This window comes from Brevibacterium sp. RIT 803, assembly GCF_016892625.1.
In the GTDB taxonomy this organism is placed as follows: Bacteria; Actinomycetota; Actinomycetes; order Actinomycetales; family Brevibacteriaceae; genus Brevibacterium.
The window spans coordinates 279,660-293,237 of sequence record NZ_JAFEMW010000006.1; the positions used below are offsets into that span (position 1 = coordinate 279,660).

Below are 13,578 nucleotides of genomic sequence, written 5' to 3' on the forward strand. Positions count from 1 at the left end.
ACACCTCAAACGCACATCAGTCGGCCCGTCGTCCACAGTTCAACGAACGTGAGTGGCCCTGCTGTGAGGAGATCAGGGTCTGGTCTGGACGGTGATACCGATCGTGCCGGAGCCGACGTGGGCGGTGATGATGGTCGACAAGGTTCGAAACGTCGTCGGCAGACCGGCACCTTCGATCTTCTCGCGCAACATGACCACATCGGGGTGGGAGGGTTCACCGTCCGCGTGCTGGATCTCCACGTAGACGTCCTGCTCATCGGAGTCGATCTCTGTCGCGGCTTCGCCGGCCAGCGCAACCATGCGCTCCAGTGCTTTCGTCCGTGTCCGGACCCTGGCGACAGGAGCGACGACACCGGCGTTGAGTCCGAGCACCGGAACGATCTGCAGGGCCCGGCCCAGCAGTGAGGAGGCGGCGCCGATGCGACCACCTCGGCGCAGGTGCTCCAAGGTCTCAGGAGCGAATGCGGTTCGGGTCTCGCCCGCGCACCAGTCGGCGACTGTGCCGGCGATCGATGCCACGTCGTGTCCCTGCGAGATTCCGGCGGCCGCGATCGCCAGGGCACCGGCCAGTCCCGCCGAGGTGGTTCGGGAGTCGACGACATTGATCAGCGAATCTTCGTTCTGTGCTGCGGCCACGGCCGAGTCGCGGGTCCCCGAGAGATCTCCGGACATGGTCACTGTGATGATCGACTCGGCACCATGATCAAGCAACGTCGCATAGGCGTTCGCGAACTGGGCGGGTGTCGCCATGGACGTCGACACCTCGGCGCCTTCGTCCATCTTCCGGCACAGGTCTCCAGCGGCGAGCTCCCCGTCGGTGAAGGCGACCCCTCCGACGAGCACCGTCAGGGGTACGACGGCGAAGAGATCACCGGTGATCTCACGCAGCGTGGCTTCCTCTGCATCGGACAGCTGGGCCGTCGAATCAGTGACCAGGCCGATCCTCATGGACGGCCCAGAGCCCGATACGTCCATCCAGCCGAGCGCCACACCTGCGGTGTCAGCACATTCCTGCCATCGACGAGGACTTTGCCCGCCACCAGCGAGGCCGTGGCGACGGGATCAAGATCCCGATACTCCTGCCATTCCGTCAGCAGCAGCACCGCATCGGCACCAGCCAACGCCTGAGAGGCATCGGCCACATAGTTCAGCTCGGGAAACGATCGTGCGGCATTGTCGATGGCCTGCGGATCAGTCACCGTAACCACACCGCCCTGTGTCGCGATCAGCCGCGCCACCGCCAGAGCAGGAGAATCCCTGACATCGTCGCTGTTGGGTTTGAACGCGGCACCGAGGACCGTGATCTTCTTCCCGATGAACGAGCCGTCCAAAGTATCCCGGGCAATGTCGACCATGCGCACACGCCGACGCATGTTGATCGAATCGATCTCACGCAGGAACGCCACTGCCTGATCAGCACCCAACTCACCGGCACGCGCCATGAACGCACGGATGTCCTTGGGCAGACACCCACCGCCGAAGCCGAGTCCGGCATTGAGGAACTTCCTCCCGATACGATCGTCCATCCCGATCGCATCCGCCAGCTGAGTCACGTCCGCGCCCGAGGCTTCGCACAGCTCAGCCATCGCATTGATGAACGAGATCTTCGTGGCCAAGAACGAGTTCGCAGCGGTCTTGACCAGCTCGGCCGTGGCGAAGTCGGTGACCATTCGTGGGGTCTGGTCCGCCAGCATCGTCGCATACACCTCGTCGAGAACTGCTGTAGCCCGCTCACCGGCCTCATCCTCAGCAACGCCGTAGACCAGACGATTCGGGTGCAGTGTGTCCTCAACGGCATGGCCCTCGCGCAGGAACTCCGGATTCCACATCATCGACGCACCTGTGGGAGCCAGCACAGCGGCCAGACGCTCAGCAGTGCCAACAGGAACCGTGGACTTACCCACAACCACCGACGACGAAGTCAGATGGGGAACCAGCGAATCCACGGCGGCATCGACATACGTGATGTCGGCTGCGAACTCCCCAGGCTTCTGCGGAGTCCCGACACACACGAAATGGATCGCAGAATCTGCGACACGCGAGACGTCGGTGGTGAACTCGAGACTGCCGAGATTCTGACCTTTCACCAGCAATTCACTCAGGCCCGGTTCGAAGAACGGCGGCCGACCAGAGGTCAGCGCCGCAATCTTGTCTGCGTCGACGTCGACGCCGACGACCTCGTGTCCCAGTGATGCCATAGCCGCCGCATGCACAGCGCCCAAGTATCCGCACCCGATGACTGAAATCTTCAACCCGTGTTCTCCCTGCTACGTCCCGGCGTTTCAGCCACACTATATGCCACTAGGTTCCACGATATCTGCAGGTTGAAACAGTACCCTTGGAATTGTGAAGCGTTTCTTTGATTTCCTGACCAACTCACCAGCAGCCGTGACATTCGCGGTGCTCAGCGTTCTGGGCATCGTGGTCTTCGCTGTGCCCGGACTGCATCCGATCGCCTGGATCCTCGGCCTTGTTCTGTGCCTGGGCGTCATCGGCGCCCTGCTCATGTTCCATGGCGAGTGGAGGCGGGCACAGACGCAGATCGATTCCCTGCGCCAGCTGCTGAGCACCGAGCGCGGGCGCCTCGACACGCTGGGGCTGACCCCCGTCGACGAAGAGGTCACTGCGCTGCCCGACGAAGAGCGAGCACAGCGGATCCTGGACCTGCTCCCGGATTCTGCCGGTCTGGTGCAGTCGCTGCGTCTTGACGCGACCTACGGGTCGCTCGAAGTCGACGAACTCGAGCCGCTGCACACGTTCAGGCAGGAATTCTCGAAGTCCAGCTTCGACAATTCGCGCTCGCACACCGCGTTCATGAATCTCTATCGCGCGGCCGAGGCTCTCTCGATCTGGGTCAACGAAGAGACGCGGCCGCTGGCTGACGATCAGACGAAGCGGGAGATCCGTCCAGGTGACACCCGCAAGGGTGGCTGGAGAGAGTACACAGAAGCACGCGGCCGCGGCGAAATCTTGGGTGACAGGTTCGTCTCCGCTCGGTGGGAATTCAACCAGACAGCCTTGGAACTCGGACTCGTCGCCTGAGCCGAATCAGCGGCGCCGAGTCAGTGGCGGATCCACGCCGAGTCAGTGGCGGATCCACCACGAATCGGTCGGTGTCACCGGAGTCCGACGCTTGTGCTCGGTGGCACGGTACTTCTCGATGATTCTCGCAGCCGCCGACTTCTCGATGTCTCTGCCCTCGAGGAAATCGTCGATCTGGTCATAGCTGAGCCCCAGTGACGACTCATCAGTCTGGCCCGGTTCGTCATCGAGCAGGTCCGCCGTCGGCGCCTTTCGCGCAAGGTGCTCGGGGGCGCCGAGGTGGTCAAGCAGTGCTCGACCCTGCCGCTTGTTCAGTCCGGCCAGCGGCACCACATCGGCACCGCCGTCGCCGAATTTGGTGAAGAAGCCTGTGAGCGCCTCGGCAGCGTGATCGGTGCCTGCGACGAGGAGCCGCTTCTCACCTGCCAGCTCGAACTGAGCGACCATCCGCATCCGTGCTTTGACGTTGCCCTTGCCGAAGTCGGAGATGGACTCTCCGGTGGCATTCTCATATTCAGCCGCCGCTGCATCTGTCGCCGAACCGATATTGATGACGACTTCGTGGTCGGCGCGGATGAATCCCATTGCATCCTGAGCGTCGCTCTCATCGGCCTGAACGTGATGCGGCAGGCGGATCGCCCAGAATTCCGCTCTCGCTCCCCGCCGACGCAGCTCCTCGACCGCCAGTTGGCACAGGCGTCCGGCCAGGGTCGAATCCTGGCCGCCGCTGATGCCCAAGGTCAGGCCTCTGACGCCGGTTGTCAGGATGTAGTCGCCGAGGAATTCGACACGCCGAGCGACCTCCGTTGCCGGATCGATTGTCGGCCTCACACCCAGTGTGTGCCGGATCTCGTCCCGTGTAGCTTCCAATGACATATGTTTCCAACCCTTCCGGGCAGACGCCGACGCTCAGGCGTCGGGGACGATATTGACCAACTTGGGCGCACGAACGATGACCTTGCGCACTCCGGCCCCGTCGAGCGCTTTGAGGGCATTCGGTGATTCCAATGCCAGCTTCTCCAGATCCTCTGCCGAGATATCTGGGTCGACCTCGAGCCTGGCACGCACCTTGCCCTTGACCTGGACGACACAGGTGACCTGGTCGGCGACCAGGTGCTGTGGGTCCGCGACGGGGAAGGTCGCATAGGTCACCGTCGATGTGCGTCCCAGCTTCGTCCACAGCTCTTCGGCCAGGTGCGGTGCAAAGGGCGAGAGCATGATGGCCAGCGGTTCGAGCACGTCGGCCGTGGCTCCGCCCTGCTTCGTCGCATGGTTCGTGAGTACGATCAGCTTCGAGATCGCGGTGTTGAAGCGCAGGTGGTCCATATCGTCTCGGACGCCGTCGATGACCTGGTGAAGGACCTTGAGTGTCTCCGGATCGGCCGCACCGTCCCTGATGACGGACTCGCCGGTGGTCTCATCCACGAACAGACGCCACACGCGCTGCAGGAACCTCTGCGCGCCGACGACGGCACGAGTCTCCCAGGGGCGAGCCTGTTCGATCGGCCCCATCGACATCTCATAGACGCGGAACGTGTCTGCACCGTACGCGTCATACATCTCATCGGGCGAGACGGAGTTCTTCAGCGACTTGCCGATCTTGCCGTATTCACGGTTGACCTGCGAACCGTCGTACCAGAAGCTCGACTCGCCCTTGTCATCGGTCCTCTCCTCCACCTCGGCGGCGGGAACATAGACTCCACGTGAGTCGGTGTAGGCGTAGGCCTGGATGTAGCCCTGATTGACCAGACGATGGAACGGCTCCGACGAGGTGACGTGGCCCAGGTCGAACAGGATCTTGTGCCAGAATCGGGCGTAGAGAAGGTGCAGAACCGAGTGCTCAGCACCGCCGACGTAGAGGTCGGCGCCGCCGCGTGGCTTGGATTCGCGTGGACCCATCCAGTAGTTCTCGTTGACCGGGTCAACGAGACGATCGCTGTTGTGCGGGTCGGCGTAGCGCAGCTGGTACCAGGACGATCCAGCCCAGTTGGGCATCGTGTTCGTCTCGCGGTAGTACCTCTGCGGACCATCGCCCAAGTCGAGTTCGACCTCGACCCAGTCGCGATTGCGCCCCAGGGCAGGTTCCGGATGGCTGTCGGCATCATCGGCGGCGAACGTCCGAGGTGCGAAGTCATCGACCTCTGGCAGCTCCACCGGCAGCATGGAATCGGGCAGTGCGATGGGGGTGCCGGCCTCGTTGTAGACGATCGGGAACGGTTCGCCCCAATAGCGCTGACGTGAGAACAGCCAATCCCGCAGTCGGTACTGGGTCGACTCGGTGGCCAGACCCTGGCTGGCCAGCCAGTCGGTGATCGTCGCCTTCGCCGCATCGACTTCGAGACCGTTGATGTCGATCTCGTCGTTGGCGGAGTTGATCATCACGCCCGAGCCGGTGAAGGGAGTGTCCTCATCGTGGTCGACTGGAGGCTGCACCGTGCGCACATAGGGCAGCCCGAAGGTCTTCGCGAAGTCCCAGTCACGGGCGTCCTCTGCCGGAACAGCCATGATCGCACCGGTGCCATAGCCCATCAGCACATAGTCGGCGACGAAGACGGGGATCTGTTCACCGGTCGCAGGATTGATCGCATAGGAACCGGTGAAGATTCCGGTCTTCTCCTTGCTCTGCTGACGGTCCGCGTCAGTCTTCGCGGCGGCGTCCCGCTGGTAGGAGGCGATCGCCTCGGCGGGGCTGGGCTGACCACCGCGCCACGAATCGGGCGTCTGCTCACCCCACTCAGCTGCAGTCAGCTCAGCGACCTGCGGATGCTCTGGGCTGAGGACGAGGTAGGTGGCGCCGAAGAGTGTGTCCGGACGGGTCGTGTAGACCTCGACCTGAGTATCTGATGCGGCCACAGGCAGGCGCAGCAGGGCGCCCTTGGAGCGGCCGATCCAGTTGACCTGCATACTGCGAACGGCCGAAGGCCAATCCAAGTCGTCCAGGTCGTCGATGAGGCGGTCGGCGTAGGCGGTGATGCGCATGTTCCACTGCCGCAGACGGCGGGTGTAGACCGGGAAGTTGCCCCGTTCGGACAGTCCCTCGGCCGTGACCTCCTCGTTCGCGAGCACTGTGCCCAGTCCCGGGCACCAGTTGACCGGGGATTCCGAGACGTAGGCCAAGCGATAGTCCTGCAGGATGTTCTCCCGCTCCGCCGGGCTCATTTCGGCCCAGGGACGAGAGTCAGGTGTCTGCTTGGTTCCCTGCTCGAATGCCTCGACCAGAGTAGAGATCGGTCGTGCGGCACCGATGGAGGCCTCTCCCTCGGTGGCTGCCTCCGGGTCGTACCAGGAGTTGAAGATCTGCAGGAAGATCCACTGGGTCCACCGGACGAAGTCATCGTCGGTGGTCGCGAAGCTGCGGCGGGCGTCGTGGGCAAGCCCCAGCCGACGCAGCTGACGTGTCATGTTCTTGATGTTCGCATCCGTCGTGATGCGTGGGTGCTGCCCCGTCTGCACCGCGTACAGATCGGCGGGCAGTCCGAAGGCGTCATAGGACAGTGCATGCATGACGTTGTGGCCGCGCATCCGCTGATAGCGGCCGTAGACGTCCGTGCCCAGGTATCCCAAGGGGTGGCCGACGTGCAGTCCGGCCCCTGAAGGGTAGGGGAACATGTCCATGATGTAGAGGGATTCACGCTCACCGAGAGCCTGTGGCGGAGCGTAGGCAGACTCCGAATCCTGTCGACCGAGACTTCCGTCAGCCCGGCTCAGATCACCGGTGGGGTTCGGTGCGTGGAAAGTTCCCGCCTGTTCCCATGTGTGCTGCCATGACTTCTCGATCTTCTCGGCCAGCACCGCGTCATAGCGGAAACCGGTCTCCTCAGGATTCGTCGTCATTACCTTCCTTCACTGACTGGGCGTGAGCGGGTTTCGACCATCGTACTCTGAACATTCCCTGCTTCGACTTGGCTAGACTGCCAGATAGAGGTGTGAAGTGGTTTTGAGCCTCCAAACGTGAGCGATTTCACCTCACAACGCCAGACCAGTAGGATAACCGGGCAGTAACTTACGTCACGAAGGAGACCTCATGAGCCCAGCGACAATGCCCCAATCCACGACCCCGGTCGTCGACTTCAAGGTTGATACGACGTCATCGACGACCGATGTCTTCCTTGCGAAGGTTGCCGAGGACGCGAATCTGCCGTTGCTGGCCAAACCAGTTGAGAACGGCTGGGAGGAAGTGAGCGCCGGCGAATTCCTCACCCAGGTCCGTACAGCAGCCAAGGGGCTCATAGCTTCCGGAGTCGAGGTCGGGGACAGGGTCGCGATCTTCGGTCCCACCTCCTTCGAATGGACGCTCAGCGATTATGCCGTGTGGTTCGCCGGCGCGATCTCGGTTCCCTTCTACGACACCTCTTCTGAAGACCAGCTGGCCTGGATGATCAAGGACGCTGAAGTCGGCCGTGGCCTTGTCAGCACACGTGAGCACGCCGACCGGGTCGAAGCCGCCGCGGCCGCCGCTGGCATCGCGGCCCCGCAGCTATGGGTGTGGGACCAAGGAGCCTTCGCCGAGCTCGAAACAACCGGGCGAGCGATCAGCGACGACGCCCTTGAAGCTCAGCGTTCACAGGTCACCGGCGAATCGGTCGCCACCCTCATCTACACCTCCGGCACCACCGGCAAGCCCAAGGGCTGCGTCCTCACACACGGAAACTTCGTGCAGACGGTGCAGGCTGCTCAGGAGCAGATCCCCGAGATCTTCACTGAAGGCATGCGCGCCCTGTTGTTCCTGCCGCAGGCACATGTCTTTGCCCGTTTCATCGAGGTCCTTGCGATCAGCTCCGGCGCTCTGCTGGCCCACCAGTCCGACCTGACCAAGCTCACCGACGCGCTCGCAAGCTTCCGTCCATCGTTCATCCTCGGAGTTCCTCGTGTCTTCGAGAAGGTCTTCAACTCGGCACTGGCGACGGCCCAGTCCGGCGGCAAGGAGAAGATCTTCCGTCGAGCAGAACAGGTCGCGGTCTCCTATTCCAAGGCCACGGATGCCGGCAAGGTCCCGGTCGCGCTCAAGCTGCAGCATGCGCTCTTCGACAAGCTCGTGTATTCGAAGCTCCGTACGGTCATGGGCAACAATGTCAGCGCCGCGGTCTCAGGCGGCGGCCCTCTCGGTGCCCACCTCGGCCACTTCTTCCGCGGAGTCGGCCTCGTCGTGCTCGAAGGATACGGCCTGACGGAGACGACCGCCCCGATCACTGTCAATGTGCCGGAGAAGTCCAAGATCGGCACCGTCGGCGTTCCCCTTCCCGGAGTCAGCGTGGCGATCGCACCCGATGGAGAGATTCTGGCCAAGGGCGTCCCCGTCTTCCGCGAATATTGGAACAATCCCGAGGCCACCGACAAGGAATTCCACGACGGATGGTTCGCCACCGGCGACCTCGGTTCTCTCGACGAGGACGGCTACCTCACGATCAGTGGCCGCAAGAAGGAGCTCATCGTCACCTCGAGCGGCAAGAACATCGCGCCGGCACCTCTCGAAGATGCACTGCGCCGCCACCCGCTCATCGGCCAGCCCGTCGTCGTCGGTGACAACCGGAAGTTCATCTCCGCACTCATCTTCCTCGACTCTGAGATGCTGCCGACATGGTTGAAGAATCATGATCTGCCGGAGATGGACCTGCGCCAGGCTTCTGCCGACGAAACCGTGAGAGCCACCATCGAGCAGGCAGTCGAGAACGTCAACAGAACCGTGTCACGGGCGGAGGGCATCAAGAAGTTCACGATCCTGCCCGTTGAACTCAGCGAAGACAACGGCTATCTGTCGGCAAAGCAGTCGGTCAAGCGTCACCTCGTCGGCAAGGACTTCGCTGCCGACATCGACGCTCTCTACGCCGACTGACCACGGTCCGGCGAGGGGACGCAGGCCCGCAAGGAGACGTAGCCTGGGATTCAAAGGAGACTACTGTGGCACTTGAGCGAAGGAGTGGACCGTGTCCGATGACAACAGCCAGATGAACAGCTACGTGGCCAAGGGCGAGGAATTCGCCCGGGACACGAACTACATCGAAGACCGGATCCTTGCCGATCCCGACTCGCAGTGGCCGGTCGAACCCGGTCGCTACCGACTCATTGCCGCTCGCGCCTGCCCATGGGCGAACCGGACGATCATCGTCCGCAGGCTGCTTGGCCTCGAGGACGTCATCTCCGTCGGAATGCCGGGTCCCACGCACGACGCTCGGTCCTGGACATTCGATCTCGACCCCGGCGGAATCGACCCAGTGCTGGGTATCGAGCGTCTGCAGCAGGCGTTCTTCGCACGCTTCCCGAACTACCCCCGCGGGATCACCGTCCCTGCAATGGTCGACATCGCCAGTGGTGCTGTCGTGACGAACGATTTCCCGCAGATCACCGAGGACTTCTCCACTCAGTGGAAGCACTATCACAGAGAGGGCGCCCCGGACCTCTGGCCCGAAGAGTCTCGGGAGGAGATGGAGAAGGTCATGCGCCTGATCTACACCGAGATCAACAACGGGGTCTACCGTTGTGGCTTCGCGGGCTCTCAGCAAGCCTACGAAGCCGCCTTCGACCGACTGTTCGCTGCTCTCGACACGATCGAGGAACGTCTGAGCACTTCCCGGTTCCTCATGGGCGGCTCCATCACCGAGGCAGATGTCCGTCTATTCACCACGCTGGTTCGCTTCGACCCCGTCTACTTCGGTCACTTCAAGTGCAATCGACAGACGCTGCGGGACTTCGAGAACCTCTGGGGCTATGCCCGCGATCTCTACCAGACACCGGGATTCGGAGATACCGTTGACTTCACTCAGATCAAACAGCACTACTACATCGTCCACGCCGATGTGAACCCGACGCAGATCGTTCCCAAGGGTCCAGATCTCGCCGCTTGGCTTTCACCTCACGGCCGAGAGAGGCTGGGCGGCTCACCCTTCGGCGACGGCACAGCCCCCGGACCTGTCCGCGCCGGTGAGGAAGTTCCCGAGGAGCACACGGCTGCCGCCTGGCTGTGATGGTGACTGCGCAGCGATACAGGCCGCGCCCTGACGCGAGCTGAAAGCTCAGTTTCCAGACCGAGGACTCAGGCCTCGTCCAGACCGGCTGAGCCTTCAGTGCGGTCCTCACGGCTTTCGGTGCGAACACCGCTGGCCTCGGTGTCTGGCACAGCCTTTGCCCTTCTGCGCTTGCGGACCTTCATCACGATCCACACAGCGACGAAGACGACCACGGCAACGATGACCAGCGTCTGGAAGTAGCCTGCGTAGGTTTCCACAATCGACCAGTTCTCGCCGAGGTAGAAGCCGGCGACGATGAGGATGGTGTTCCAGATTGCGCTTCCTGCGGTGGTCAGCACCAGGAACTTGATGATCGACATGTTCCGCATACCAGCGGGGATGGAGATCAGAGACCGGAAGATGGGGACCATCCGGCCGAAGAAGACTGCCTTGTCACCGTGCCTGTCGAACCATCCGACCGTCTTGTGCACGTCAGCGACGTCGACCAGCGGCATCTTCACGGCAATGCGGCTGATGCGCTCAAGGCCGATCCATTTGCCCAGCGCCCACAGAATGACTGCACCCACGACGGAGCCGACAGTGGCGAGGATGATCGCCAGGACGATGTTCATGCTTCCCCGGCTGGCGGTGAAACCCGCCAGCGGCAGCACGAGTTCGCTGGGAATCGGCGGGAAGATGTTGTCTAAGAACACCAAGAAGCCGACACCGATCGGGCCCAGCGTCTCCATGAGCGTCACGGCCCAGGCGGAGAAGCCGCTGAGATTGTCTGCCGCTGAAGAGCCCGCGGACAACGTCAGATCGGTCGGCAGGATTGTCGAAATTGGTGTCGGCATGGTCAAAAGTCTAGATTACAGGCGCGGCCCACCACTCCCAGGACCCTCCCAGCGGCTAGTGTTGAAACTGACACCTGCGGGTCACGATCGAAGGAGCACGAAGTGGCACCAGCCAAAGTACTGGCCTCACGCAACACGGTCGCCGAAGTCGGCCACACCGCTATCAACCAGCCGGGACCCGCCCACCTGATGCGCGCCGTCAAACGCTTCGGCGATCGGCTGGGCAATCAGTTCGGTGCAGCCATCACCTACTTCCTGGTCCTCGCGGTCATGCCGATCGCGATGTTCACCTTCGCCAGTCTGGGCTTCGTTCTCGACGTTGCACGTCCGGACCTTCTTCCGATCGTCGTCGAGCAGATCGAGAAGCAGGTGGGCGGAAACTCATCGCTGACGGAACAGCTGGAGAGCTTTCTCACCAGCTGGCAGTCGGTCGGCATCATCGCCATCCTGGCCGCTCTCTACACGGGCCAGGGATTCATCGGCAACCTCGGTGCCGCGGTGAGAGCACAGCTGCACGCAGACTTCGACGATGTCGTGCCCAATAAGTCATTCGTCAAGAAGATCCTCAACAACGTTGTGACTCTCCTGGGACTCATCATCGGCCTGCTGCTCACGGTGGCATTGACCGTCGTCGGCACCGGCCTGGGATCGGCCATCAGCGAGATGCTCCACCTCGGCGGGTTCGGGTCATTGGTCATCAGGGTGGTGCCGTTCATCATCACGCTGGGCGCCGCGTGGCTGATCTTCATGTTCCTCTTCACCATGCTGCCCGACCACCCTGTGGGCAAGAGAGCCAAGATCAGGGGCTCGCTCCTCGGTGCTGTGGCCTTCACGATCCTCATCAACTTGGCCACTGTCCTCATTGACATCTTCTCCGGCAACAAGGCCGCTGGTGTATTCGGATCGATCATCGCGATCATGCTGACGATGAATATCTTCGCCCGGATCATCCTGTTCGTCGCGGCCTGGATCGGAACCGCGAACCCACCTCGTCCCCAGGAGGACTCCTCGCCCGAATACCGCTTCGTCGAGCCCCGCGTCCAGATCCAGAGCCTGGGCGCGCTGCTGGCCGGCGCCGGCATCGTCGCACTCACGCTGCTCGGATTCCGACGCTTCGACGAGCACCAGACGAAACGCGAGTAGACGACCCGTTAGACTGGGCGAGAATTCGCTAACTGACCGAGGAGACACGACCTTTGACTGACGCAACGACGGCTCGCCTGAACGAATGGGCGAACAAGCAGACTGCCGCCGAAGAACTCATCCCACTGACCGGACGCCTGTACCGTGAGAACGACGTGCTGCTGACGCTGTTCGGCCGATCGTTGCTGAATAAGTCAGTGATCGGAATGATCAAGGCTCATCGCTACGCCCGCCACTTCCTCGGCGAGGATCTTGACATCGAGGTGACGCTGAAGATCGTTCGGGCTCTGACTGAGCTCGATCTGGGCCCCACCCGAATCGACTTGGGTCGTCTGATCCAGAAGCAACAGGAGCAGTCCGACTCCGTTGAGAACTTCCTCTCCTCCGAACTCGCCTCAGTCGCAGGTACCAATGGCGAAGACGGTGCAGTTCGCGACATCGTGCTCTACGGCTTCGGTCGCATCGGCCGTCTGCTGGCCCGCATCCTCATCGATCGTGCTGGCGGCACAGGTATGCGCCTGCGTGCAATCGTCGTGCGCAAGGGCAGCGACGATGACATCGTCAAGCGCGCGTCGCTGTTGCGACGTGACTCCGTGCACGGCAATTTCGATGGCAGCATCGTCGTCGACGAAGAGGCCAACACGATTCAGGCCAACGGAACGCTGATCCAAGTCATCTACTCCAACGATCCCTCGCAGGTCGACTACACCGAGTACGGAATCAACGATGCCGTCATCGTTGACAACACCGGCAAATGGCGTGACGAAGAAGGCCTGTCCAAGCACCTGGAGTGTCCCGGCGCCTCGAAGGTCATCCTCACTGCACCGGGCAAGGGCGACGTCAAGAACATCGTCTACGGTGTCAACGATGCTGCCATTCTCGATGACGATACTGTCATGTCGGCCGCATCGTGCACCACGAACGCGATCACCCCGGTGCTCAAGGCCCTCCATGACAAGTACGGGGTCCGCAACGGTCACGTCGAGACGGTGCACTCGTTCACCAACGATCAGAACCTCATCGACAACTTCCACAAGGGTTCCCGTCGTGGCCGCGCTGCCGGACTCAACATGGTGCTCACCGAAACCGGAGCGGCCAAGGCCGTGGCGAAGGCTCTGCCGGAGCTCAAAGGCAAGCTCTCAGGCAACGCGATTCGGGTTCCCACGCCGAACGTGTCGATGGCGATCCTCAACCTCAACCTTGAGAATGCAACGAGCGTCGATGAGCTCAACGGGTTCCTGCGTGAGACTTCGATGAATTCTGCGCTGCGCAATCAGATCGACTACGTCTCCTCCCCCGAACTGGTCTCCAGTGACCTCGTCGGGTCGAAGCGAGCAGGCGTCGTCGATGGCCTCGCCACGATCGTCGATGACGACCGCGTCGTCGTCTACGTCTGGTACGACAACGAGTTCGGCTACAGCTGCCAAGTCATTCGCTGTGTGGCGAAGATGGCCGGAGTCGACGTTCCTGCGTTCCCCTGAGCTGATCGATCCGACCGTCTGATCGCATGCGTAAGCGCCCGCAGCCTGAATGGCTGCGGGCGCTTCGCTGTCTGAGAGTGTCGGCTCGCCTCGAGTGCTCTTCTTCCTCCTGCG

Annotated in this window: 10 protein-coding genes; 5 read left to right on the plus strand and 5 right to left on the minus strand. The window is 62.2% G+C overall.

Features of this window, described 5'->3' with window-relative positions:
• Nucleotides 1-72: 72 nt before the first annotated feature.
• Together JTF07_RS19260 and JTF07_RS19265 are read right to left on the minus strand one after the other, a co-directional pair.
• Nucleotides 73-948 (minus strand): DegV family protein, encoded by an 876-nt coding sequence (locus JTF07_RS19260; protein WP_213018934.1) that lies wholly within the window; start codon nucleotides 946-948, stop codon nucleotides 73-75.
• Nucleotides 945-2,252 carry a UDP-glucose dehydrogenase family protein gene (locus JTF07_RS19265; RefSeq protein WP_204235790.1) on the minus strand — a complete coding sequence of 436 codons (1,308 nt, stop codon included), beginning with the start codon at nucleotides 2,250-2,252 and terminating at the stop codon, nucleotides 945-947. Before JTF07_RS19265 ends, JTF07_RS19260 begins: the two co-directional genes overlap by 4 nt.
• A gap of 94 nt (nucleotides 2,253-2,346) precedes the next feature.
• Here JTF07_RS19265 and JTF07_RS19270 point away from each other — a divergent pair, with 94 nt between their 5' ends.
• On the plus strand, nucleotides 2,347-3,042 hold the full coding sequence (locus JTF07_RS19270; protein ID WP_204235791.1) for a hypothetical protein: 696 nt from the start codon (nucleotides 2,347-2,349) through the stop codon (nucleotides 3,040-3,042).
• A 42-nt stretch (nucleotides 3,043-3,084) separates the two neighbouring features.
• On the opposite strand, the gene nadE is transcribed toward JTF07_RS19270, so the two are convergent.
• Complete coding sequence (gene nadE / locus JTF07_RS19275) at nucleotides 3,085-3,912, minus strand: NAD(+) synthase (protein WP_502710975.1); 828 nt, start codon at nucleotides 3,910-3,912, stop codon at nucleotides 3,085-3,087.
• Nucleotides 3,913-3,951: 39 nt separating this feature from the next.
• Complete coding sequence (leuS, locus tag JTF07_RS19280; protein ID WP_204235793.1) at nucleotides 3,952-6,876, minus strand: leucine--tRNA ligase; 2,925 nt, start codon at nucleotides 6,874-6,876, stop codon at nucleotides 3,952-3,954.
• Between the two features lie 190 nt (nucleotides 6,877-7,066).
• Between leuS and JTF07_RS19285 the strand changes: the two genes are divergently transcribed.
• Nucleotides 7,067-8,875, plus strand: coding sequence for an AMP-dependent synthetase/ligase (locus JTF07_RS19285; RefSeq protein ID WP_204235794.1), 1,809 nt, complete (start codon nucleotides 7,067-7,069; stop codon nucleotides 8,873-8,875).
• Nucleotides 8,876-8,987: 112 nt separating this feature from the next.
• Nucleotides 8,988-10,004, plus strand: coding sequence for a glutathione S-transferase family protein (locus JTF07_RS19290; RefSeq protein WP_204235921.1), 1,017 nt, complete (start codon nucleotides 8,988-8,990; stop codon nucleotides 10,002-10,004).
• A gap of 68 nt (nucleotides 10,005-10,072) precedes the next feature.
• Here the strand turns inward: JTF07_RS19290 and JTF07_RS19295 are convergent, their stop codons facing one another.
• Nucleotides 10,073-10,840, minus strand: a complete 768-nt coding sequence (locus JTF07_RS19295; RefSeq protein ID WP_252199945.1) for a DedA family protein — start codon at nucleotides 10,838-10,840, stop codon at nucleotides 10,073-10,075.
• Between the two features lie 102 nt (nucleotides 10,841-10,942).
• On the opposite strand from JTF07_RS19295, the gene JTF07_RS19300 reads away from it, so the two are divergent.
• Complete coding sequence (locus JTF07_RS19300) at nucleotides 10,943-11,983, plus strand: YhjD/YihY/BrkB family envelope integrity protein (RefSeq protein WP_204235795.1); 1,041 nt, start codon at nucleotides 10,943-10,945, stop codon at nucleotides 11,981-11,983.
• Nucleotides 11,984-12,036: 53 nt separating this feature from the next.
• Nucleotides 12,037-13,464 (plus strand): glyceraldehyde-3-phosphate dehydrogenase, encoded by a 1,428-nt coding sequence (locus JTF07_RS19305; protein ID WP_204235796.1) that lies wholly within the window; start codon nucleotides 12,037-12,039, stop codon nucleotides 13,462-13,464.
• Nucleotides 13,465-13,578: the final 114 nt, after the last annotated feature.

Coding starts and splice junctions, on each gene's coding strand:
- JTF07_RS19260 (WP_213018934.1), bottom strand. CDS start 948: ATGAGGATCGGCCTGGTCACTGATTCGACGGCCCAGCTGTCCGATGCA.
- leuS (WP_204235793.1), bottom strand. CDS start 6,876: ATGACGACGAATCCTGAGGAGACCGGTTTCCGCTATGACGCGGTGCTG.
- JTF07_RS19285 (WP_204235794.1), top strand. CDS start 7,067: ATGAGCCCAGCGACAATGCCCCAATCCACGACCCCGGTCGTCGACTTC.
- JTF07_RS19290 (WP_204235921.1), top strand. CDS start 8,988: ATGAACAGCTACGTGGCCAAGGGCGAGGAATTCGCCCGGGACACGAAC.
- JTF07_RS19295 (WP_252199945.1), bottom strand. CDS start 10,840: ATGCCGACACCAATTTCGACAATCCTGCCGACCGATCTGACGTTGTCC.